We start from the raw sequence: 21,639 nt of genomic DNA, 5'->3' as shown, positions 1-21,639 counted from the left end.
AATGATTGTTCTCAAGACATAAGAATCACAAAAATTATGGTTAACACCGCGCCTCTACTGAACAATACAGGTAATCTCACCTTATCTTTTATTACCGAAGATATTCCTGTTACTAGTAACACTGGTAATCTAGTGTCTGAAATCATCGGTAACTCTATAAGTGACCCAGATGCTAATGCGCTAAAAGGCATTGTTGTTACCTTCGTTGATAACAGTAACGGTGTTTGGGAATATACCTTGAATAATGGAACTAGTTGGAATGCCTTTGGAACACCATTGCTAAATGCAGCACGGTTACTACCATCAAATGCCAATACTAAAATCCGCTTTCGCCCCAATGCTAACTTTAGCGGTACTGCTGATATTAACTTCTACGCTTGGGATCAAACAACAGGTATATCAGGTAACACAGCGAGTATTTTGGCTGGTAAAGGTGGAACAACTGCCTTCAGTACAGACTATGAAGGAGTCTCGATTACTGTTACTCCTGTTAACGACACATCACCAACCTTAACGACTGGGACTTCTACACTACCAAATATTGATGAAGATATACCCAACGCCAATAACAAAGGTACTTTACTAGCTAACCTCATCAACGGCTTAATTACCGACACTGATAAAGACACCCAAGGAGTTGCTGTCATAGGTGCAGACAACAGCAACGGTACTTGGCAATACTCTGTTGATGGCGGGACTAACTGGACAAACTTCGGCACAGTCTCCGATAACTCAGCTACAGTTCTCAGTGCTGGCATAAAACTCTATGATGGTTCATCAGTTGGTTTACCAACTTCCCAAGGTTGGTTGAAGTTTGGCGCTTCGCCTGCTATTCCTCCTCTGATTGGCGTGGGTGGTACTCAGTCTCAGATTAGTGGCGGAACCAGATTAGATAGTAACACTACACCTGCTTCATCATTCTTTGGATTTACACCTTCAATTGGGTCATCAGGTTACAGTAATTATAATGGTTACACCACAGTTCTATTTAACCAGGCTTTTCCTGCGCTTGACCCTGTAAAAGGCTTCACTATTAGTTTTGATGTGAAAATTAACAGTGAAACCCACACCAGCGATGATAACGGTGATGGCATTCAAGACCGTGCTGGCTTTAGCGTCATTGTTGTTACTAGTGACAAAACCAAAGCAATCGAACTAGGCTTCTGGACAGATGAAATTTGGGCGCAGACTTCTAGTCCACTGTTTACCCATAGCACCACAGAACGGTCATTTAGAAACACAACCACAGCAGTTACCCGCTATAATTTGGTAGTTGAAAATAATACTTACAAGCTGTTTGCGCCGGATTCTTCTGCACCGATTTTAAGTGGCAATCTCCGCGATTACACGGCATTCAACCACACCACTGCTGCACCTTCCCCAATCAATTCTTTACCTTTTGACCCTTACGAAACACCCAATTTCCTTTTCCTCGGTGACAATACAACCTCCGCTAGGACTTCTAGTGACCTCACACAGGTGGAACTGCAAACAAATACGAGAGTTCGCTTTGTCCCCAATACTGACTACAATGGCCAAGCTAATCTGACCTTCCGCGCCTGGGATGGTTCCAATGGTATAGCTAGTGGCACTACAGAAGTAAACGCCTCAGTTAATGGCAATGCCACAGCATTTAGTAGCAATACTCAGACTGTCGGTATTACTATTAATTCTGTTAATGATGCACCGATAGTAGCCAATAGTATTTCTAACCAAACAGCTATAACAGGCACAGCATTTAACTTTCAAATCGCCGCTAACACATTTGCTGATGCAGACTCAGGCGACACCCTCACTTATTCTGCCACCCGCAGCGATGGTAGCCCTCTACCCAGTTGGTTATCTTTTGATGCTGATACGCGCAGATTTACTGGTACTCCTACCACGAATAATTTAGGTAACCTTAGCCTGAGAGTTACTGCCACAGATACAACTAACCTCAGTGTTAACACTATATTTAACCTAGAAATCAGACGGCCAGACAATATTATCAACGGCACCGCCAACAATAATACAATCATAGCCACCAGTGCCAAAGATATATTTGATGGTGGAGATGGAGGTGATATCTTCATTACCAACATCGCCAACCTCAGCCAAAATGACATTCTCAATGGTGGAAATGGACAAGACACAATCATTATTCAAGGTGGCATAAATACGGACACCATCAGCTTTGACTTAAATAATGTTAACAATCAACTAGCCAGCATCCCTGGCACAACCATCACCAATGTTGAAACCTTTGACCTGAGAAGCTTTGTCGGCACAGTCACTTTTACAGGCGGTAGTGGTAACGATGCAGTCAATGGTGGCGCTGGTAATGACAACCTGACTGGTGGCGCTGGCGATGATAACCTCAATGGAGGTGCTGGTGATGATACCCTCATCGGTGGTGATGGTAATGATATCCTTACAGGTGGTAGTGGTACAAACACCTTGACTGGTGGTGCTGGTAATGACCGATATTACATAGATAACTCCAACGATGTGATCACAGAAGCTATCAATGGCGGTAGAGATGAAGTGTTTACCACGGTGGACTACTTCTTAGCAGATAACATCGAAGCTCTCACTCTCAGAGGTACTGCTGTAGAAGGTAGAGGCAATGCGGGTAATAATAACATCCGTGGGAATAACGAGGACAATTTCCTCTATGGGCTAGATGGTAATGACAACCTCAACGGTGGTACTGGCGATGATGTCTTGCTTGGTGGTAATGGTAATGACACCCTCAACGGTGGCACTGGTGATGATTGGCTGTTTGGTGGCGCGGGTAATGATAGGTTGTTCGGTGGTGCTGGTGCTGATATCTTTGCTTTTGGTGATACGGGTAATCCCTTCAGCAGTGGTGATTTTGGCATAGATACCATTGCTGATTTCGCTGTGGGAACAGATACCATTATGTTAGATAAGGCAAGTTTCACTGCCCTGACTACTGGGGTTGGTGAAAGCCTTGATGTTGGTGGTGAGTTTGCCAGTGTTAATACTGATATGGATGCAGCGATTAGTAGTGCTTTGATTGTTTACAGTTTGGGTAGTGGTCGCTTGTTCTATAACCAGAATGGTAATGTTGCGGGTTTGGGTTCTGGCGCTCATTTTGCTACTCTCTCCGGCACGCCTAGTCTGACTGCTAGTGATTTCGTGATTTTGGATTTTTAAGGCTTTGATAAATTTAGGAGTAGGTTGGGTTTCATCCCTCAACCCAACACGAAAAATCCTTGGTTTTGTTGGGTTGAACAACGTGAAACCCAACCTACATTTTTTTCTTTCATCAGAGTCATAAAATAGCATTAGTTAAATTTTCTTTTGTTTGCAGTTAGGAGGGTTAACAGCCCTCCTAATTTTTGGCGAATTTCTCTATTCACACTCCCGTTTTGTGACATAGTGGCGGTAGCGAAACATAGCTTCAAGTTGTGCTTGTATTAGCCAACCGCCGATAAATTCTATTGTCTCGCCACCGGGCATAACGTAGGAAACGTCATCAATCAGCTTGGTTTTTCCATTTTCTGGCTCAAATTGATGGCGATGTATCCAAGATTCAAAAGGCCCGGATATTTGGGTGTCGGTAAACAAGCGATATTTGTCGCATTCAGTGTGACGTGCTAACCAAGTTAAGGGTACAGGGCCAAGAAATAACTTAAATTCTGTGATTGCGCCTACTTCTAATCCTCCCTCTCGGCGAACGACTCGTACTGGTTGCCAAGGTGGAGTCAGCAGTTGCAAAATATCCGGTCTTTCATGGAATTTCCAAACTACTTCTGGTGGCGCATTAATAACTGAGGTATGTTGAAAGTGCAGCATGGAAAGAAAAACCTAATATTCAACCTTCGTATTCTGTATCAATTTCGATGTCTAGGGTATCTTCGTCTACCCGCACGTATAAGATATTGGGACGGCAACAAACCTGACAATCTTCAATATAAGATTGTTGCCCGCCAGCACTCAAGTCAATAAAGGTTAAGTTTGGTTCACCACAATAAGCACAGTAAAATTCAGCTGTATTTTGCATTAATTTGTCGGTTGTCGGTTGTCAGAGACGCGATTAATCGCGTCTGTACAGTTGTCAGTGGTTTTGGGACTTGGTTTCATACCTTGCTTGTGAAGTTACTACCTTGCTTTTTTAAAGTGCAGCAAATAATCATGTGCAAATATTCTTACTACTAACTACCGACCACTAACCACTGACAAACATTAATTTAATGGCTGTAGTTCTTTTTGAAAATGACTGGTTGCTTCAGCCAAATGCTTTAGTAGTGTAGACTGTGGCAAAGGCCCTTGCAAGTGGCTCCAAGGTAATACTTGCTCAGTTGACCAATCACTATGAACGTAAAATTCTAAGTCGGGGATTTGCCCTTTGAGTTGCTTAAATGCACGTTTGTAACTACCCAAGGAGTCGCCAAAGTCGCGGGTAAGTTCCAGAAGTTGGGAGATGCGGCGATCGCCTCTGGAGATCAAAGCCTGTATGATAGACCAATTATAACTTTCTGGGCGAAAATCTATTCCTTGGGGTTTTAACTGTTTTTGCAAGGACTGTAACCGCTTTTCTGCTTGCCGATTGACCCCATACCATTGAAATGGTGTATGGGCTTTCGGCACGAAGGTACTACAACCCAATGTTAAGCGCAGTCCTGGTGCGGCTTTTTTGATACTACGCATCATGGTTACCGTTGCGTCTAAGTCTTCTGGTGTTTCTCCTGGTAGTCCCACCATGCCGTAGAGTTTCAAGGCTGTCAAACCGCCGGCTTTAGCATTGATGGCGGCTTGGATGATTTCGTCGTTATGTAGCTTTTTGTTGATGATTTGGCGGACTTTTTCTGAACCACTTTCTACTGCAATAGTAAGCGATCGCGTGTCTCGTTTGGCTAAAGTTTTGGCTAACTGTTCTGTTACCGTATTCGTCCGCACCGAAGCGATACTCAGCCGTACATCGTCATATTTTGGCTGACTGATATAATCTAGCAACGTCTCAAATTCTGGATGCTGAGTTACAGATGCACCCAATAACCCCAACCGATTTGTCACTTGTAAACCTTTCTCAATCGCTGGAATTAAGGAACCTGCCAAACTAGCAGTCCTAAAAGGTAAAGTTAGATAACTAGCCATACAGAAGCGGCACATTTCAGGACAACTCCGCACCACCTCCACCATGAAAATATTTTCCCAGGCGGCTTTTTCTGTCACAACAGTGGAGGCTGACAGGGTATTTCCTCGATAAGTTTGCTTCTGCACCACTGGGGGAACTTCCAAGGAAATTGGCTTAATCGAACTTATTCCCCCATCTACTGCTTCATACTCAACCACATACAAACTCGGAACATAAATTCCTGGTACTTGTGCAAGTGCTTGTAGTTGAGTTTGTCTAGAAGCATTCCTGACTTCCTTATAAGCCTCAATCAAATTACCCAGCAGATTTTCCCCATCACCCAGCAAAATTACATCAAAAAATTCGGCAAAAGGTTCCGGGTTCGCAGTGAGAACAGGGCCACCACCAAAAACTATGGGATGGGAATCATCACGCAAACTGGCGCGAATGGGAATTTGTAAAGATTCCAGTAGATTTAAAATGTTGACATAATCCAACTCCCAAGAAATAGAAAAGCCGACAATTTCCGGTTCTCTAGGAAGTGGTTCGTAAGTATCGGTAAATAAACGACTCACCTGCACATCGCTACGCATTGCCAAAGTCGCCCATACTACCTGATAGCCCAAACTAGTGATACCCACCGTGTACTCATTGGGAAAAGCAAATATCAGTGGTATGGCGTTGGTTTCTGGTGTAGCAGGAGTAAATAACAGGCGTTCAGCGTTAAATAAAGAAGATGTCACAGGAGTTTGATCAAAGTATATCTATTTATATTTAATTTTAAGCCATAGAATTATCATGTTAAAAACTAATGTAGTAGCATTAGCAAAGATCACAGGTAATTGTTGCAAAATAATTCCATAGATTAGCCATAAGAAAATACCAGTATTAAAAAATATCAGCATAATAAAAGATACATCTTTGGCTGATTTACTTTGCCATGTTTTAATCATCTGTGGCAAAAAAGAAAAAGTAGTTAATAAAGCGGCAGCGAAACCCAGAACTGTCACAAAATCCATGTAATATAACTCGCTAAAATAATGCTTTATTTTAGGCAAATTTGCCCTTATTCTCAACCATACTACTTTAGTAGACCACAAAATTAAAATTATTAAATGTCATGCAATAAGATTGCTTAGAAAGCATTACACCAATAGGCAATAGGAAGTAGAAACTGGGCAAGAGCTATGTATTTGGTTTAATTGTTCCCTTACCCTGCCAAGCTTATGTGGCGCATTACTAGTGAAATCTAGCAATTAGTTCGTCACGGGATAATTGTAAAAGTAATGGAGTAAACTCTTCTGGTGTTAATGCTAATAATGGTTCAATAATTCCTTGAAGTTCATTATCTAATTCACCAAAGCGAAACTTAAGCAAGTTTTCCACCACCAAGCGTTCTCCTTGCTGAATACCTGTCTGAATACCTGTCTGAATACCTGTTTGCAGTCCTTGTTGTTCCCCTTCCTTGAACGTCTGTTCTCGGTCTTGTTGATAAAGTGGTGCTAATCGCATAACTAACTCCTTATCATCTTCGTCTTGATTTTGTGTAAATCGTAAGTTTTGCTGCAAGTTGTATAGTAATTCTATTGTCAAAGCACCTTACACTGTCCGTGATGGCGTAACAAATGATCGCACAATACCAACGCCACCATTGCTTCCACCATCGGGACTGCACGGGGTAGAACACAGGGATCATGTCTACCTTTGGCGGCTAATAGGGTTTCCTCACCTTCACGAGTGACTGTTTTTTGCTCTTTTCTAATTGTGGCTGTGGGTTTAAAAGCAACTCGCAAAATGATATTCTCGCCATTGGCAATACCGCCTTGAATCCCACCAGAACGGTTGGTGACTGTGCGAATCTCACCGTTTTCATCAATATAATATTCGTCGTTATGCTCAAATCCTGTTAGCAGAGTCCCGGCAAAACCTGAACCAATTTCAAAACCTTTGCTAGCAGGTAAAGACATCACAGCTTTGGCAATATCTGCTTCCAATTTATCGAATACAGGTTCACCCAAGCCTTTAGGTACATTCCGCGCTACACATTCCACTACACCGCCGATAGAATCCCCTTGTCTACCTGTTTGTTCGATTAATTCAATCATGCGGTCTGCTAATTCGCCATCAGGACAACGAACAATGTTGCTTTCCACTTGGTCTAAGGTGACGGTATTCGGGTCTACAACACCTTCCAAGTCTTTGATACGTTTGACGTAGCCTATAACTTCTACATTAGCAACTTGCCGGAGGATTTTTTTAGCGATCGCACCTGCGGCTACTCTACCAATTGTCTCCCGCGCTGAGGATCTACCGCCGCCTTGCCAATTCCGAATCCCATATTTAGCATCATAAGTTGCATCAGCATGGGAAGGACGATACTTTTGCGCCATCTCATCATAATCTTGGGGACGAGTATCTTTATTTCGCACCAAAATTGATATTGGCGTTCCCAGAGTTTTGCCTTCATATACTCCAGACAAAATCTCACAGGTGTCTGCTTCCTTACGAGGCGTTGTAATCTTACTCTGTCCGGGTCGTCTGCGGTCTAACTCCAGTTGAATTTCCTCAGGAGAAATTTCGAGTAGCGGGGGACAGCCGTCAATCACAACCCCCACGCCTCCACCGTGTGACTCGCCAAAAGTAGTGATCCGAAACAGATGTCCAAAAGTATTGCCCATGATCTTGAGGAAAAAGGAAGCGGCTTATGTATTGTACCTAGAGTTTTCGTAAAAATTAATCTTTGTGCTTGTACTTTTTTTCGTAATATTGGGCAAAGAAGTTTCTTGACATTTATGCTATCTATCTATTTTGGTGATGGGAAACACGAAGGAAGCATGGTCATCAGGAGTAAAATTAAGAAGTAACTATTCCCAGTCCCCAATCCCCAATCCCCAATCTCTATTTTCAAACTAGAAGCATCTGCTGTATATCTGTTAATAATAGAAAAGTAAGTTTTTTCAGGAATTGCGATGATTACTCCGCAGCAGGTTGAAGCAATGATCAAGGCGGAACTGCCAGACGCGCAGGTTCAGGTGCAAGACTTGACCGGTGGCGGCGACCATTATCAGGTGACAGTAGTCTCATCGCAGTTTGCAGGTAAGAGACTTGTGCAACAACATCAATTAGTTTATGGTGCATTGCGGCAAGCTATGTCAACTGAAGCTATTCACGCCTTAGCATTGAAAACATACACTCCCGAAACTAGTCAATAGTCCACAGTCAATAGTCCATAGTCAACAGTAAGAAATCAATGACTAATGGCTAATAACTAATGACTAATAACTAATGACTAATGACTAATGACTAATAACTAATCACAAAACTAGGACATACAAAAGCCATGACACAGGAAACCAGCGAAAAAATTAATAATTTAATAACACAAAATAAAATTATGGTTTTCATGAAGGGAACCAAATTGATGCCTCAGTGCGGCTTCTCTAACAATGTTGTGCAGATTCTCAATACTTTGGGTGTTCCTTTTGAGACTATCAACGTTTTAGAAGACCAAGAAATTCGTCAGGGTATTAAGGAATATTCCAACTGGCCGACAATTCCCCAAGTTTATATCAATGGTGAATTTATCGGTGGTTCCGATATTCTGATTGAACTTTACCAAAAAGGTGAGTTACAGCAATTAGTGGAAGTCGCTTTAGCTTCTTAGGATTCTGGGAAAAAGGGATTCAAAACCCTAATCATATACATTTGGAAGAACTCCTCTCCATACCTCTCCTCGCGCCGGGGAGAGGCTTAAAACCCTGATTATTTGGTACTTAGTGATAAATTTTGAGCAGCCTTCTCTGCGGGACAACACACCTTACCCACTGACTAGTTCTATTTACGTATTTGGCTAACTAGGTGAGTGAGTTCTGGTAATATCAGTTTTTCCATACCTAAGCGCACAGCGTTGCTGGAACCAGGAAGGGAGAAGATTAATTGATTTTGATATACGCCTGCAACTGCACGAGAGGCGATCGCTCGTGAGCCAATTTCCTGATAACTTAAATATCTAAATATTTCCCCAAATCCGGGTAGGGTTTTTTCTAATAATTTCTCAATAGCATCATAAGTAGTATCTCTCGGTGCAATACCTGTACCACCATTAAAAATTACCGTATCTAAATTAGAATTTAGGCTCAATAATGCCAACTTTGCTTGGATTTGTGCTGGTTCATCGGGAATAATTGCGTAGGCTTCTACAGTATAATTTGCATCGATTAGTAACTGTTGAATGAGAAGACCGCTTTTATCTGTCTCTGGGGTGCGTGTATCGCTCACAGTAACAACTGCACAATTTACCGTTATTCCTGGTGTATCTGGATGAGGTTTTTCCATCATGTATAGGGGGATAAGTCAATAGTCAATAGTCCGTAGTCCAAAATTCTCTTGACTGTTGACCGTTGACTGTTGACCGTTGACTTTTAAGATTTACTGAATCCCAAATCGTTTTCTTGGGCGTAACGTTCCATAAATCTGATGAAACGCTCCCATTCTTGGGCTGATTTCATGATATAAACAGCCTCTAATCCTTCAGGCCTACCGTTGACAAATTTACCCTTAACCTCACGGGTGATGATTTCTCCTTCTTCGTCAATTAAATACATCCCGGTAATATCTTCAGTAGTCCCTTGGTCTAAAATTTTAGGGTTTGTAAAAATAAATGTTGCTGTACCAGTGTCACCTGTACGCGATCGCGTCAAACGCACTTCTGGAATTACTTCTTCATCGAGTCCTCTGGAAAACTGGATTTTTGCCATGATGTATGTATTTAAAGTTTTATGATGCCAATTTAATATTCTCTCATTATTTAGAACTCAAAAGACTGGGGATTGGGGATTGGGGATTGGGGATTGGGGATTGGGGACAAAAAAGTAAAAAGTAAAAAGGTAAAAGATTTTTTCTTTTGACTTGGATTGGGGATTGGGGATTGGGGATTGGGTGAAAAACCCCTAAACCCCTACACCCTTACACCCTTACGCCCCTAATTTGCGACGGCTAATGCACCAGCGATCGCACTAGCGGCTAGAGAGGAGAAAGCTGCACCGAATAGCCACCAGGCGGCGCTAGCAACGGTTTTTCTGGTTTCTTCTACTTGTTTTTTAGCTTGCTGTCTCACAGCCTTGATGCGTTTTTGGGCTTCTTGTTGGATGCGTCCGGCGCGATGTAGGACGCTATCCCGTGCGGCTTCGATTTGGTCGATGATGCGGTTAACATCTTCCCTGGAGATATCCTCACGGGAACTGAGAACTGCGACTAGGGTATCACGGTCAAATTGACTGAGGCGATCGCCTAAGGCTTCAAATCCGGCTTGTGGGTCGTCAAATAATTTAGCGAAGTCTTGACGGATGCTTTCATAATTGAGTTCTGGACGATCCAGAGAGTTGAGATAGTTGCGAATCCTGTCAAAAACTTGGTCAATTGCTGACTGTAACTGATGTTGAATCTGCTGCACTTGTTCGGTAATGGTGCTGCGGACTGACTCTATTTGATCGGCGATACGGTTGGCTTCTTCCTCTGAGATGTCTTCCCGTTGGGATAGTAAAGCCACAATTGTTGCACGGTCGAACTGAGAAACGCGATCGCCTAAACTACCAATTCCCAAGCGTGGATCTCGCAAAAGTAATTGTAAATCACGTTTGATTCCTTCTGGGTTCAGTTCCTCTTTGTTGGTTTGACGCAGATAATCTTCTAGACCGGCTTCAAAGTCTACAATCTTTTGAGTAGCACGTTTAGCAAAACGGCGGGGCGTTCTGATAATATCGCCAATAGCGTCTTGTAGTTGGTCAATAATCTGATTAACTTGGTCTTCGCTCAAGTTTTGCTGTTGGCTGAGGATTTTGACTAGAGTTTCTCGGTCAATTTGAGATAACCGATGTCTCAAAGCCACCGCACCTTCTTTGGGGTCGCTGAGTAAAGTTGCCAAATCTTGCCTGATACCTTCAGGGTTGAGTTCTTCTAGGTTAGTATTGCGGAGATAGTCAGCGATCGCTGTGGTAGTTTTTTCATACTGTGCTTTTGCTTGGTCTACCACCGCTTGGGGTGCTTGTAAAACGCTATCTCTGACGGCTTCTACCTGATCGATAATTTGATTAATTTGCTCCTCGCTTAAGTCTTGACGCTGATTGAGCAACTGTACTAGAGTATCACGGTCAAATTGAGATAAGCGCGATCGTAACAGGTTAATCCCCACTTGGGGGTCTTCTAATAACACCCGCAAATCCCGCTTAATTGCGTCAGGATTTAACTCTTCTTTCCTGGTGTGACGCAGATATTCTTCTACCCTTTGCCATAGTTCATTGGCTTTAGTGGTTGCTTGTTCTTGGGTTTCTCTGGCTTGAGTGAGAAAATTATCGCGGATGCTTTCGAGTTGACTAACAATATTATTAGCCTCTTCTTCGCTGAAATCTTGACGTTGCAACAATACTTGTACAAAGGCTTCTCGGTCAAAACCTTGTAAGCGAGTACTGATATCTGCAAACTCCTGTCCTGCTTCCGTTAACAAATTACCAAAATCTCGGTCAATCGCCTCAGAATTCAGTTCTGGTTTACCAGTAGCACGGAGATAATTTTCGATGCGGTTGCGGATTTCGTGACCTTTTTCGACTTTCTCCGATTGCTGGACTGTTTCTAACACTTGCTGACGGATATTCTCCATGTCTTGAGCGATTTCTTTCACTTTGGCTTCCGTCAGGTCGCCTCGTTGTGTCAGCCAGTTAGTAAAATCATCTGGGTTTAATTGTTCAATTTGCTGGCGGACATTTGTAGGATCTGCCTGTGGGTCGTAGATGACATCCTGAAATTCATTTCTAATGGTGAGGCGGTTAAAATGCCAAGGGAAAGAATTGCGGATATAGTCTTCTACATCTGTTTTGATAGTGTTATCACTTGGGGGTGAGAATCTGTGACTAATTTGCTCAGTAGTTTTCTCTCGAATCTGTTGTAATTGTTTGGTGATTCTCTCGACATCAATATCTTGAACTTTGTCTCGTAACTGTTGCAGTTGATTGGTAATTCTCTCAACATCGATATCAGAAATATCTACCCGATCTAGTACTGCTGGTACGGCGGCGCTGATGCCATATTTCACCGCTTGCTGCATCATCCCATTTCTACCATTACCGTTTTTCCTAGATGTCACTAGTTGTTGTAGACGTTCACCTAAATCTTCCGATTTTAACTCTTCTGGTGTGGCAGATTGCAGTAAATTAATTACTTGTTCTGTGGGATTTTTGCGGTTAGCAACTTGCTGCCAAGCTGCTTGTAGTTGGTCAGCAATTTGGTTGATATTAGCTGGAGATAAATTAGTGCGATCGCTGATTAAATCAACAAATGTTTGGCGATTCACATTTTTTAGTAAATCACCATCACCAAGAGATTGCCAATCTACATCACCTAATATTTTGTCAAACTGACTACGAATTTCGTTTAAATTTAGTGCTGGTACTTGTAGTTTTGATAAAGAACTTTGCAGGGTATTTCTAATAGTATCCTGGTCAAAACCTGCGGTTAATTCACGCCGGACTGCGGCTGTGATATCTTCTGCTGTGGATACCATTTGGCTTTTAGTTGTTGCTGCACCAATAGCGCTAGTAGCTGTCCCTGTTAGAGCTTGTAACCCAGAGCTAACCGTGCTAATAATTGAACCTAGAAAGGAACCTACTGCGGAAGAACCCAACCAAATGATTAAAAAGAAGTAGGTAGACCAAATGACTACGCCACTAATTACCCCTAATGTTGTATTGCCAATCAAGCTCAATTTTACTGCTAAGAAAGTGGCTGCGAATAAAGCAATACTTGCTGTGACTATTGCCCAACTACCAACTTTTGCCTCTACTTCTCTAACTTGCTTACCAAGACTTTCTGAGTCGTCGTCATCATCACTATAAGGATTTTTGCCGTAAGTGGAAATGCCAACAGCGACAGAGAGATTTGTTAATAGTAAATGGAAGGCGATCGCCATCAAAGTACCAGCCAATAAAGCCACTAATATTTTCGTCCCAGAAAAACTAATAGGGACTGCGCTAGGAGCTATTACTTCCGGCAATTTATTTGTGCCTGCTATTCCCAATGAGAGCCAGGAATAAATTAAAAAACTATCCAAATTGTAGAACATAGGATTCTTATACCTTACGTCCGATAGATGAAATACCCATTACTTTATCAAGGGCTTATCTCTTAGCTTAGTTATTGTTTGTAATGCTCTACACTTTCTCAGGTAGTAACCACATTTATCAAAAGATATATCTTTTATTGAGCTATTTAAATATAGCGATCATTATTTGAGGGAAGTATATAGCTAATGTTTTTAAACGTGGAGAGGCGCGGAAATTGTGCAATTATATTAGTACCATATTCAGTAGTTTAGGAGATTAGGAAACACTTCATAAAAATAATTATTTTTATGAAGTGTTTAGGGTTTTGCAAATACGGAATATCAGGATCACATGAAGTTATATCAAATAGTATTTGTGTCTATAAAATGGCAGATTTTGTAAGCCATTTATTTTTGATTTGTTTATTATTATGACTTTACAAAAAATATCTATATCTAATGGCAGACCAATGAATTCATCCAACAGATTGATGAAAATAAGTTAGACACAAGAGATAAATAGGAAGTAATGAAATCAATTATTTTCTAAAAAATTAATTACCTAATTTTGTCTTTTGTTGTTTGGAGAAATTAAACAATGGTAGTAGGTGTACATAGACGGGCTGTAGGTGTATTTTCTCACCGCCGAGACGCTGAACAAGCCCTCCACGAATTGAAGCAATCCGGTTTTGCAATGGATAGAATTTCTATCATCGCTCAGGATGCAGACCGGAATGAAGAGATTGCTGGTAGCCCCGTGCGAGAGAAAGTAGGCGATAAGTCTGACGAGGGTGCTAAAACAGGGGCTATTACTGGCGGTGCTTTAGGCGGCTTGGGTGGTTTATTAGTTGGTCTTGGCACTTTAGCAATTCCTGGTATTGGGCCGATCATGTTAGCAGGTGCAACGGCAACAACCTTGGCTACAACCCTGGCTGGGGCTGGTCTTGGTGCCGTGGCTGGTGGTTTATTGGGTGGACTGATTGGTTTAGGAATTCCAGAAGAACGAGCTAGAGGTTATGAAGACCGTGTACGCCGTGGTCACTATTTAGTCATAGTAGACGGAAATGATGCAGAAATCGCCCAAGCAGAAGCAATTCTGCGCCGTCGTGGCATAGAAGACTACGATATTTATGATGCGCCGGGAACCGCAGCAGCAGCCACTGGTGTTACTCATGGGGATGTGACTCCCGCAACAACCAGACAAAGAAGCAGAAGAGCAATCGGCGTATTTCCTCACCATCGAGATGCAGAAGCAGCATTAACAGAATTGCGGGATGCAGGCTTCGCCATGAATCAAGTTTCTCTTATCGCCAAAGATAGCAGTGGTAACAAAACCACAGGTGCAGGTGCAAACCTTGGTCATGGCAATAAAGCCGATGAAGGAGCCAAGGCTGGAGCCGCTACAGGTGGAGGTTTAGGCGCTTTAGGTGGTCTATTAGTGGGATTGGGTGCTTTGGCAATTCCCGGCGTTGGGCCAGTCATTGCCGGTGGTGCAGCCGCTACCGCGATCGCCACAACTTTAGCAGGCGGCGCTATCGGTGCAGCCGCAGGTGGAATTGTCGGCGGACTCGTGGGCTTGGGAATCCCTGAAGACAAAGCGCGAGTTTATAGCGATCGCTTCCAAAGAGGTGACTACCTCATCATTGTTGATGGTACAGAAGCCGAAATTCAACACGCTGAGGCTATCCTCAAACGTCGTGGTATTCAAGAATACTCTGTTTTTGATGCCACTGACTTACATGATACACACCGCCGAGATGTTGACAGCACAATCGCAGGCGATCGCGTTTCCTCTACTGTAGGCGATCGTGTCTCCTCTAACGTAGGTCACGACACAGAGCCAAGCGTAGTGATTGTTGATCACCGCGAAGAAAGAATCTAATCCCATTGATTAACTGAGGGACGTGAGGTGTCGCGTCCCTCAAGAAACCAAACCAATATTGATACCCGGAAATAAAGAAATGAAAAAGCTTACTCCTCTTCTAGTTAGTTCTTTACTAGTTTTTGGTGCTGCGGCTTGTCAAGATGGTGCTAGAACCAGTCAATCTGCACCCGATACTCCGACAGAAAATGTACAAGCGCCCTCGGCGGAAGCAACCCAGGCCGCGCAACAAGACGCTCAGAGCGAGGTTCGTAGGGATCAACTCAACTCTGACATCCGCGCCCGCGAACAACGCAACAATGCTACTGGCGGCGATGCACAAAGAGCCGAAGGTGATTTAGCTAGCGAAGTCCGTTCTAAATTAGAGGCGAATATACCTAATGGTGCATTAACAGTGCAAGCAGAAGATAACGGTACTGTCACCGTCGGTGGAACTGTCAACAACCAAGACCAGTTATCTAAAATCGAACCTTTAGCCAAAGAAATAAAGGGTGTCACCAACGTAGTTGTTAAAGCAACTGTCGCTCCCCCAAATAGTTAGGGGACTTCTAGCTAAAAAATATCTAATCGATTTGGTAGCAGGGGAAGCCTGGGAAGCCTGGGAAGCCTGGGGAGAAAGAATCTTCTCATCGTCTTTGCTATCAATAGTGGCTAATTTGTTTTTGTATCAGTAGTTAGTACAACTAACTACTGAGAATTTTCGTTGACAACTGGCGACGGGAATGTTTATGTTTATTTACGTCTAGTGAATTAAAAAAGCTGTTGTAATTACCAACATATAAAAACTATGGAAACCGAACAAAAGCAACCGGAATCCTTAAATGCCGAAGTATCTCAGGGAACGATAGCATTGTCTAGTGCAGGACAAAGCAACCTGCCTCAATTACCACCAGCTACAGCAACTACTCCTGAGTGGCAGCAAATTACTAATCAAGTAACAGACTTTTTGGCAGAACTTCCCGAATATTTAGGCAGTTTCTATCAACAGTACAGCCGCTCGATTCTCACCGTTTTGCTCATCTTAGCGGCGATCGTCACCTTAAAAGTAGTACTAGCCTTGTTAGGTGCAATTAATGGTATTCCCTTGTTAGCACCCTTCTTTGAGTTGATTGGCCTGAGTTACTCAACATGGTTTACTTTTCGTTATCTCATCAAGTCCTCAACTCGCCAAGAATTAACTGCCGAAATTAGGACACTGAAATCTCAAGTTTTTGGGGAATAGATTTCACCCATATAGCTATCAAAAATCATCGTAAACAGAGAGAAACCCGATTTATTAAATTAAGTCGGGTATTTGGTATTTTTGGGAATTGTATATATCTAAAGAAAGAGGATTTTTTGGAATAATTTATTAAATCACTTCTAAAGATAGTCGATTTGTGATCTTTAAAAAGCATAATCTAGTTCTCGAAGTTTTAACAGATTTTTTAACGAGGACAGATTTATGACTAATGAACCAGTTAAAAGAGCGATCGATTCATCCGAACGAGTAGAGGTCGATATGTACGATAGAGGAATTGTACCGGCCGAAACCGCCGCACGCAAAGAACGAGAAGGGGAATTATATAAAACACTTCCTACAGAAGAAAGGGAAGCCGACGCACCCACCGATGACCAAACAGATGCCCAAAGTATTCGCACCACAGATGGTTACACAGTAGATAAAGAGGGTTTATTAAACAACTACGCGGTTGAACCAGAAATGTACTATGAAGTACCAGGTGATGCTAGAAAAGAAGCAGAAGAGGATATAGCATCACGGGTTCAAGAATTGGCAGAAGTTAACGAAGATAAGGAAGACGAGTTAACTGAAAAAGGTGATAGTCGTGGTAGAGGGCCAGGATTAATTTAGTCTTGTATAGCTGTTGGCTGTTGACTGTTAACTGTTGACGGAGTTTAAAGCCTTTTATCTTAGTTTGATGTCCTAATCTATCTGGCTACGGCTATAAATTTGAATCAAAACTATCATGAAAAACCCGGTTTGTTGGACAAGCCGGGTTTTTTAGAACTGATGCACAAAGGTTATTACAGGTGTAAGGGTTCAAGGGTGTAGATTGGTACGTGTAGCGCCATAAAAAAAGGCAGGAAGCCCTACCTTTAAACCCAAAAAAGCATTTTGTAACCAAATACAAGAATAAATATTACACACAGTTGTGGCAGCTATATTACAAAACTACGACGAAGTGATGAACAATTTTAGCTAATTACGGCAGGAGTGGGACTCATGAGTCTACCATCTTCCATCTGGACAATTCGATCAGCGATATTTAAAATACGGTGATCATGAGTAACCATAAGGATTGTACTGCCCTTTTCGTGAGCGAGTTTTTGCATTAAGTTAACTACATCTCGTCCCGATTGGCTGTCTAGGGATGCTGTAGGTTCATCTGCTAACACAAGCTGGGGATGGCTGACTAAAGCACGGGCGATCGCTACCCTTTGTTTTTGTCCCCCAGACAGTTGATCTGGGTAGTAATGCAGATGGTTTCCTAATCCCACCTGTTCCAAAATTTGGATTGCACGAGTTTCTAATTCTGCTAATTCAATGTATTGGTGCAGTTCTAACCCCATTTTGACATTTTGCAGTGCGGTTAAACTACCATGCAAATTATGCCCTTGAAAAATATAACCGTTACGCCGTCGCGCCTGTACCAATCTTTCCGCACTAGCACCGTACAATTCTTGTCCTAGCACTCGTAGACTAGCTGATTGAGACGATGAGCTACGCTCCACCAAAGGTGATCGCAATCCCCCCACTAAGTTCAGTAAGGTAGTTTTACCGGAACCAGAAGGCCCGGTCAAAATAACGATTTCACCAGCACTAATCTCTAAATTGATATTAAATAAAACTTGCTTACGCAATGAACCATTACCAAAGTAGTGGTCAAGATTCCGAACGGAAATGACTTTCAGCATAAATCGGGGATTGGGTAGTGGGTACTGGGGATTGGGTTTCCGCCACCTACTTACTAAGTTGCATAATCCATCGTGAAGGCTGTCAACAGTCAACAGTCAACAGTCAACAGCCCTTATTAGTAGTTATGCAATTTAGGCGTGCATTAGCTTACTCAGCACTCAACATGGGTTAAACGCCCTGCTACCGCCAACGGAATTTAAAACATTTCGGCTGGATCGGCGGCTTGAAGTTTACGGGTGGCGATCGCTCCTGAAATTGCACACATAATGATTGTGAGGATTAATACTTGCAATGCCCGGATGACTGTCATGTACATGGGTAAGTTTGTGGCAGTGCGAGTGAGGTGGTACAGTCCTAAGGAGACTGATAAGCCGGGAAGAAAGCCTAGTAATGCTAAAATTACGGCTTCTTCAAAGATCACACCTAATAGATAATAATGGCGATAGCCGATGGCTTTGAAGGTGGCGTACTCTCGCAAGTGAGTATTAACGTCTGTAGATAAGACTTGATACACAATAATCACACCAACTACAAAGCCCATTGACACCCCGATGCTGAAAATAAATCCTATGGGGGAGTTAGTGCGCCAAAAGTTATTTTCAAATTCGATAAATTCGTCGTGTGTCAGCACTTTTACATCTTGTGAGAGACGAGATTTTAAGGCTGCGGCTACCTGTTGGCGATTCGCCTTAGATTCCAACTGAATCAAACCCACACTGACACTAGATGCTGGTTGTCGCGGAAACAAGCGCAAGAAGTTTTGATCGCTGGTAATCAAGGTACCGTCAGCACTAAAAGAAGCCCCTAGTTTAAATAAACCAGCAATAGTTACTGTACGCCGTTCTAGTTCGGTTTTAACTGTTTGTCCTTGTTCTAGTTGGGCGATGGTTTCTTGGTAATCACCTCTCGATGCACGGTCAAATATAACGGTATCTGGTAACTTAATTTCTGATAGTTTTTGATTAACTTCGGGAAAGTCCACAGCCGGTCTATCGGGATTAATCCCAATGACCAAAATTTCCGTATCACGGCGTGTCTGCGGATTTTTCCACAGCATATTACTCACATACATCGCCTCTGCTGACTTCACCCCTGGAACATCCATTGCTTGGTAAAGTCGCCGACGTGAAAACATAGAAATGCGTTGTAAGTTACGCGTTTGAGAACCGATGACGATAATATCAGCCTGCAAACTGCGATGTAATGTAGTGTTACTGTCATACAACGCCGCTTGAAACCCAAGCTGCATAAACATTAGCAAGTCAGCAAAAGCAATACCTGACAATGCTACTAAAAGCCTACTTCTTTCATGGCTCAGTTGCAGCCATCCTAAAGGAGTTCGTCGCCGCAATTGTTGAAACATAAAAAATTGGGAATGAGTAGTGAGTGCTGAGTACTAAGTAGTGAGTCATTAATTCTTAATTCCTAATTCTTATTTTTGAATTTTGAATTTTGAATTTTGAATCGATATCACAGTTCAATGACCGCTTTAACCTGCATATTTGTTAAATCAGCAGCTTTTTGGCTAGAAGTAGGATCTAAACGAATGTGGACTTCTACTACTCGGTTATCAATATTGCTTGCAGGGTCAGTGTTGACTACATTTTGCCGCCGTATCTGTAAGCCTTTGCGTTCGACGGTTCCCTGCATTTCTACAGGTAAGTAATCACCGAGAATGCGTACTTTTTGCCCTGGTTTGACTCTGCTGATGTCACTTTCGTAGACTTCGGCGACTACGTACATTTGGTTTGTTTGTCCAATATCAACAATGCCATCAGTGGAGACTAATTCCCCTGGATGGGTGTGAATCTCAAATATTTGAGCATCTTGAGGTGATGACCCTCCCAACTCTTTCGGCCATCGCACGTAGGCTTGTTGTAAATGCACTTTTGCTTGGTTCACGGCGGCTATGGCGCGATTAACTTCGGCTTTGGCAGCTTCTACATCTACGCCACGAACTTCGGTGATTTGTGCTAATGTGGCTTTGGCTTGTTGCAGTTGCTGTTGGCTGGTGGTTTGGATGCGCTGCAAGTCGGCTTGGGCTTCTTGGAGGGTTTTTTGGGCAGTTTCTAAGTTTAAGCGCTGGCGATCGCCCTCGGATGCTGAAACTGCTCCTTGTTGATACAGTGCTTGATAGCGTTGGTTTTCGGTGGTGGCGTTTCTGACTTCGGCTTGCAATCGCGCTACAGTAGCTAGTTGTGCCGCAATATTACCTCTACCTTCCGCTTCTAACTTGGCAATTGTGGCTAGTTGTGCCGCAATTTCTCCACCTTTTGCTCCAGCTTGGGTACGGTTGAGGTTGGCTTGGGCTACTTTTACTTGTTCTTGGGCTTCTTTTAAAGCCGCTTCTAAGCGATCGCGGCTATCTAAAATCGCAATTAATTGTCCTGGTTTTACCCTATCCCCCTCTTTGACTAACAGTTGTTCTACCCGACTACCTTCACTAGATGTAGTCGCCGAGAGTTTAATTACTTTCCCCTTTGGTTCAATTCGTCCTAAAGCTGTAACCGTTTTTAGCTCTGGTAACAATGCCCCCGGTGCTTGTACCTTTTGATTAGATGCTTCCCGAAAATTTAAACCTATATAAAAACTGATTCCTATGGCAACAAACGATGCAAAACAAGCTAAAAAAATCGCTGGACGTAAAATCGATTGAGGAGAAATTGAACGGTCGAGCTTTGAATTCTGCACAATCGCTTACCTTTGTAGCAATTTCAACTTCGCTGACTCAAATCGAATTTTATTAAGTTTGTCAGTTGTCAGTTGTCAGTGGTCAATAGTCCATAGTCCATAGTTATTCTTCTCTGCTCCCCTTACACCCTTATACCCCCTACACCCCGTCTTTCTTCAATTTCATAACTGATACATCTACTCGATATCTGATCTGAGATATACAAAACTAAACTGTATAGTTATATAATATGATTATACTAAACCGACTAGTTTAGTCAATAGTTATTTTAGTCATTGATTTGGACTACAGACTCAATTAATACTTCTACGGATTATTGAAACATGGCACGCCCAAAGATTGGGGAAACAGATCGTTCAAATTCTACCGATAAAGTCGAGAAGATTCTGCAAGGTGCGATGCAGGAATTTTTAGCCCACGGCTATGCTGCCACTAGTATGGATAAAGTAGCGGAAGCGGCTGGGGTTTCCAAAGCAACAGTATATAGTCACTTTCAAGATAAAGAAGGTTTATTTAAAGCATTAATAGAGAAACTGGCTAAAAAACGCTTTCAGAAAATTTTGGGAACTCAAGCCTTGCAGGGGGAACCTTATATAGTGCTGAGAAGGTTAGCGAAAACAGCCTTACATCAGATGATAGACGATCCAGAATATCAGTCCTTTGAGCGCTTGTTGATTGGTGAGTCAGCACGTTTTCCGGGGTTAGCGCAGATTTTTATCGGTAGCATTGCCAAGCCAGCCATAGAAACCATTAGTAAATACATAGCTTCCCGTCCTGAACTCAACATCCCCGACCCAGAAGCCACAGCCAGGATTTTGATTGGATCATTAGTGCATTTTGTAATGACACAAGAGATTATGCACGGTAAAAATATTATGCCAATGGAAAGCGATCGCCTCATCGATGCTTTGACCCATCTCATTATTAACTGTGCAGAATGAGGCAAAATACTTTGTGTTTTCTTGACCGA

General features: G+C 42.6%; 20 protein-coding genes. 8 read left to right on the top strand and 12 right to left on the bottom strand.

Annotation, left to right across the window (positions count from 1 at the left end):
• Positions 1–36 precede the first annotated feature (36 nt).
• The gene (locus tag H6G14_RS03145) at positions 37–3,162 is read left to right on the top strand and encodes a choice-of-anchor Y domain-containing protein (protein WP_190565689.1); all 3,126 of its coding nucleotides are present in this window, start codon (positions 37–39) and stop codon (positions 3,160–3,162) included.
• 198 nt (positions 3,163–3,360) lie between these two features.
• Here the strand turns inward: H6G14_RS03145 and H6G14_RS03140 are convergent, their stop codons facing one another.
• The 6 genes from H6G14_RS03140 to aroC all read right to left on the bottom strand — a co-directional run bounded on the left by H6G14_RS03140 (position 3,361) and on the right by aroC (position 7,764).
• Complete coding sequence (locus H6G14_RS03140; protein ID WP_190565688.1) at positions 3,361–3,804, bottom strand: SRPBCC family protein; 444 nt, start codon at positions 3,802–3,804, stop codon at positions 3,361–3,363.
• Between the two features lie 19 nt (positions 3,805–3,823).
• Positions 3,824–4,012, bottom strand: coding sequence for a CPXCG motif-containing cysteine-rich protein (locus H6G14_RS03135; RefSeq protein WP_010994967.1), 189 nt, complete (start codon positions 4,010–4,012; stop codon positions 3,824–3,826).
• A gap of 182 nt (positions 4,013–4,194) precedes the next feature.
• Entirely contained in the window at positions 4,195–5,829 is a 1,635-nt protein-coding gene (locus tag H6G14_RS03130; RefSeq protein WP_190565687.1) for a radical SAM protein, read from the bottom strand.
• Between the two features lie 21 nt (positions 5,830–5,850).
• A complete protein-coding gene (locus tag H6G14_RS03125; protein WP_190565686.1) occupies positions 5,851–6,105 on the bottom strand; it encodes a SemiSWEET family sugar transporter in 255 nt (84 codons plus the stop codon).
• A gap of 220 nt (positions 6,106–6,325) precedes the next feature.
• A complete protein-coding gene (locus tag H6G14_RS03120) occupies positions 6,326–6,679 on the bottom strand; it encodes an RpnC/YadD family protein (protein ID WP_190565685.1) in 354 nt (117 codons plus the stop codon).
• Positions 6,676–7,764, bottom strand: a complete 1,089-nt coding sequence (gene aroC, locus H6G14_RS03115) for a chorismate synthase (RefSeq protein WP_010994971.1) — start codon at positions 7,762–7,764, stop codon at positions 6,676–6,678. The genes H6G14_RS03120 and aroC overlap by 4 nt, the downstream gene beginning before the upstream one ends.
• A gap of 291 nt (positions 7,765–8,055) precedes the next feature.
• On the opposite strand from aroC, the gene H6G14_RS03110 reads away from it, so the two are divergent.
• Positions 8,056–8,298 (top strand): BolA family protein, encoded by a 243-nt coding sequence (locus tag H6G14_RS03110; RefSeq protein WP_011317461.1) that lies wholly within the window; start codon positions 8,056–8,058, stop codon positions 8,296–8,298.
• A 128-nt stretch (positions 8,299–8,426) separates the two neighbouring features.
• Positions 8,427–8,750 carry a Grx4 family monothiol glutaredoxin gene (grxD, locus tag H6G14_RS03105; protein ID WP_010994973.1) on the top strand — a complete coding sequence of 108 codons (324 nt, stop codon included), beginning with the start codon at positions 8,427–8,429 and terminating at the stop codon, positions 8,748–8,750.
• A 170-nt stretch (positions 8,751–8,920) separates the two neighbouring features.
• Here grxD and H6G14_RS03100 read toward each other — a convergent pair whose 3' ends face one another.
• From H6G14_RS03100 to H6G14_RS03090, 3 genes are all read right to left on the bottom strand, one after another.
• Positions 8,921–9,424: a MogA/MoaB family molybdenum cofactor biosynthesis protein gene (locus H6G14_RS03100; RefSeq protein WP_190565684.1), complete on the bottom strand. Its 504-nt coding sequence runs from the start codon at positions 9,422–9,424 to the stop codon at positions 8,921–8,923.
• Positions 9,425–9,507: 83 nt separating this feature from the next.
• Positions 9,508–9,843: a photosystem II reaction center protein Psb28 gene (psb28, locus tag H6G14_RS03095; RefSeq protein WP_190565683.1), complete on the bottom strand. Its 336-nt coding sequence runs from the start codon at positions 9,841–9,843 to the stop codon at positions 9,508–9,510.
• Between the two features lie 224 nt (positions 9,844–10,067).
• The gene (locus tag H6G14_RS03090) at positions 10,068–13,199 is read right to left on the bottom strand and encodes a coiled-coil domain-containing protein (RefSeq protein ID WP_190565682.1); all 3,132 of its coding nucleotides are present in this window, start codon (positions 13,197–13,199) and stop codon (positions 10,068–10,070) included.
• Between the two features lie 577 nt (positions 13,200–13,776).
• On the opposite strand from H6G14_RS03090, the gene H6G14_RS03085 reads away from it, so the two are divergent.
• The 4 genes from H6G14_RS03085 to H6G14_RS03070 all read left to right on the top strand — a co-directional run bounded on the left by H6G14_RS03085 (position 13,777) and on the right by H6G14_RS03070 (position 16,912).
• Positions 13,777–15,060 carry a general stress protein gene (locus H6G14_RS03085; protein ID WP_190565681.1) on the top strand — a complete coding sequence of 428 codons (1,284 nt, stop codon included), beginning with the start codon at positions 13,777–13,779 and terminating at the stop codon, positions 15,058–15,060.
• Between the two features lie 79 nt (positions 15,061–15,139).
• Positions 15,140–15,601 carry a BON domain-containing protein gene (locus tag H6G14_RS03080; protein ID WP_190565680.1) on the top strand — a complete coding sequence of 154 codons (462 nt, stop codon included), beginning with the start codon at positions 15,140–15,142 and terminating at the stop codon, positions 15,599–15,601.
• A 246-nt stretch (positions 15,602–15,847) separates the two neighbouring features.
• The gene (locus H6G14_RS03075; protein WP_190565679.1) at positions 15,848–16,282 is read left to right on the top strand and encodes a CAAD domain-containing protein; all 435 of its coding nucleotides are present in this window, start codon (positions 15,848–15,850) and stop codon (positions 16,280–16,282) included.
• Positions 16,283–16,504: 222 nt separating this feature from the next.
• A complete protein-coding gene (locus H6G14_RS03070; protein ID WP_190565678.1) occupies positions 16,505–16,912 on the top strand; it encodes a hypothetical protein in 408 nt (135 codons plus the stop codon).
• A 344-nt stretch (positions 16,913–17,256) separates the two neighbouring features.
• Here the strand turns inward: H6G14_RS03070 and H6G14_RS03065 are convergent, their stop codons facing one another.
• From H6G14_RS03065 to H6G14_RS03055, 3 genes are all read right to left on the bottom strand, one after another.
• A complete protein-coding gene (locus H6G14_RS03065) occupies positions 17,257–17,976 on the bottom strand; it encodes a DevA family ABC transporter ATP-binding protein (protein WP_190565677.1) in 720 nt (239 codons plus the stop codon).
• Between the two features lie 197 nt (positions 17,977–18,173).
• On the bottom strand, positions 18,174–19,340 hold the full coding sequence (gene devC, locus H6G14_RS03060) for an ABC transporter permease DevC (protein WP_190565676.1): 1,167 nt from the start codon (positions 19,338–19,340) through the stop codon (positions 18,174–18,176).
• A gap of 107 nt (positions 19,341–19,447) precedes the next feature.
• A complete protein-coding gene (locus H6G14_RS03055; RefSeq protein WP_190565675.1) occupies positions 19,448–20,668 on the bottom strand; it encodes an HlyD family efflux transporter periplasmic adaptor subunit in 1,221 nt (406 codons plus the stop codon).
• A 324-nt stretch (positions 20,669–20,992) separates the two neighbouring features.
• On the opposite strand from H6G14_RS03055, the gene H6G14_RS03050 reads away from it, so the two are divergent.
• Complete coding sequence (locus H6G14_RS03050) at positions 20,993–21,610, top strand: TetR/AcrR family transcriptional regulator (protein WP_190565674.1); 618 nt, start codon at positions 20,993–20,995, stop codon at positions 21,608–21,610.
• The last annotated feature ends 29 nt before the right edge of the window (positions 21,611–21,639 follow it).

The organism is Nostoc parmelioides FACHB-3921 (assembly GCF_014696625.1).
GTDB lineage: Bacteria > Cyanobacteriota > Cyanobacteriia > Cyanobacteriales > Nostocaceae > Trichormus > Trichormus parmelioides.
The sequence above is the reverse complement of the archived record's forward strand: the minus strand, read 5'-3'. Positions and strand labels throughout refer to the sequence as shown.